The 2124-nt window shown below is 69.8% G+C and carries 1 protein-coding gene and 1 pseudogene; both read left to right on the top strand.

Annotated features, from left to right (window positions below; translation table 11 throughout):
* A partial coding sequence (locus ADK52_RS08030; protein WP_053689071.1) for a sulfate adenylyltransferase subunit 1 occupies positions 1 to 1099 on the top strand: 1099 nt, incomplete at its 5' end.
* 211 nt (positions 1100 to 1310) lie between these two features.
* Positions 1311 to 2124, top strand: a pseudogene (locus ADK52_RS08025) (ABC transporter substrate-binding protein); the annotation flags it as partial.

Genomic DNA, 2124 nt, shown 5'->3' with positions numbered 1-2124 from the left:
CATCGACGTCGCCTACCGCTACTTCGCCACCACCCGGCGCCGGTTCATCCTCGCCGACACCCCCGGCCACGTGCAGTACACCCGCAACATGGTCACCGGCGCCTCCACCGCCGACCTGGCCGTGGTCCTGGTCGACGCCCGCAACGGCGTGATCGAGCAGACCCGCCGCCACGCCGCCGTCGCCGCCCTGCTGCGCGTCCCGCACGTGGTGCTGGCCGTGAACAAGATGGACCTGGTGGACTACGAGGAGCAGGTCTTCGCCAAGATCGCCGAGGAGTTCACCGCGTACGCCTCCGACCTGGGCGTCCCGGAGATCACCGCGATCCCGATCTCGGCGCTCGCCGGGGACAACGTGGTCGAGCCGTCCGCCCACATGGACTGGTACGGCGGCCCGACGGTGCTGGAGCACCTGGAGACCGTCCCGGTCAGCCACGACCTCACCGCCTGCCCGGCGCGTTTCCCGGTGCAGTACGTGATCCGCCCGCAGACCGCCGAGCACCCCGACTACCGCGGCTACGCGGGCCAGATCGCCTCCGGCGTGCTGCGCGTCGGCGAGGCCGTCACCGTGCTGCCGTCGGGCCGTACGTCGGTCATCGCGGGCATCGACGCCCTGGGCGAGTCGGTGGACATCGCGTGGGCCCCGCAGTCGGTGACGGTCCGTCTCGCGGACGACATCGACATCTCGCGCGGCGACCTGATCGCGCCGTCCGCGAACCCGCCCGCCACCACGCAGGACGTCATCGCGACCGTCTGCCACGTCGCGGACCAGCCCCTCTCCGTCGGCGCGCGGGTGCTGCTCAAGCACACCACCCGCACGGTCAAGGCCATCGTCAAGGAGATCCCCTCGCGGCTGACCCTGGACGACCTGTCCCAGCACCCCGACCCCGGGCAGCTGGTGGCCAATGACATCGGCCGCGTCGTCGTACGGACCGCCGAGCCGCTCGCGCTCGACGCGTACGCCGACTCTCGCCGCACCGGGTCCTTCCTGCTCATCGACCCGGCCGATGGCACGACCCTGGCGGCGGGCATGGCCGGCGAGTCCTTCGCCTCCCAGGCCCGGACGACCGTCCAGGCCGATGACGAGGGCTGGGACTTCTGACCATGCTCTCGGACATCTACTCCACGTTCGCCAAGGAAGGCGGCCGCGTGGGCAGCGGCCGCCTCGGCAGCGGCCAGGGAGGAGTGGCGCGATGTGCGCGATGACGTACGCGCACTGCCTGCGCGCCCGCACCCCCCACCAGCTGTACCTGTCCTTGCTCCACAGACGAAGACGCGCGTCATGAGATGACGCTACGAGAGGAAGCCCTCCCGTGCCTGCCACCGGCGACACCCGTACCACCCGTACTGCGCTTTCCCGTTCCGGCGTCCGCCGCGGCGTTGCCGCCGCTGCCGCCCTGCCGCTGCTGATCGGCGTGCTCGCCTCCTGCGGCTACGGCTCCCAGGCTGACAAGCCGGAGGACAAGCAGGCGGCCGCCGCCGCTGACGGCACGAAGAAGCTCTCCGCGCCCGAGGTCCGCATCGGGTACTTCCCGAACCTGACGTCGGCATCCAGGAAGGCCTGATCGCCAAGGAGCTCGGCGCCACCGCGATCAAGCCGCAGACCTTCAACGCCGGCCCGTCCGAGATCGAGGCGCTCAACGGCGGCTCTCTCGACATCGGGTTCATCGGCCCCTCCCCGGCGATCAACGGCTACGTGAAGTCGAAGAGCAGCAACCTGCGGATCATTTCCGGGTCGGCGTCCGGCGGGGTGAAGCTCGTCGTGAACCCGGACAAGATCAAGACCCTGGACGACCTCAAGGGCAAGAAGATCGCCACCCCGCAGAAGGGGAACACGCAGGACGTCGCGTTCCTCAACTGGATCGCGGAGAAGGGCTGGAAGGTCGACCCGGAGTCCGGCAAGGGCGACGTCTCCGTGGTGCGCACGGACAACAAGGTGACCCCGGACGCCTTCAAGCAGGGCTCGATCGACGGCGCCTGGGTACCGGAGCCGACCGCCTCCAAGCTGGTCTCCGACGGCGCCTCGGTCCTCCTCGACGAGACCGACCTGTGGCCCGACAAGAAGTTCGTGATCACGAACGTCATCGTGTCGCAGAAGTTCCTCAAGGAGCACCCGGACGTCGTCGA

The sequence above is a fragment of the Streptomyces sp. WM6372 genome (assembly GCF_001279655.1).
In the GTDB taxonomy this organism is placed as follows: Bacteria; Actinomycetota; Actinomycetes; order Streptomycetales; family Streptomycetaceae; genus Streptomyces.
The sequence above is the reverse complement of the archived record's forward strand: the minus strand, read 5'-3'. Positions and strand labels throughout refer to the sequence as shown.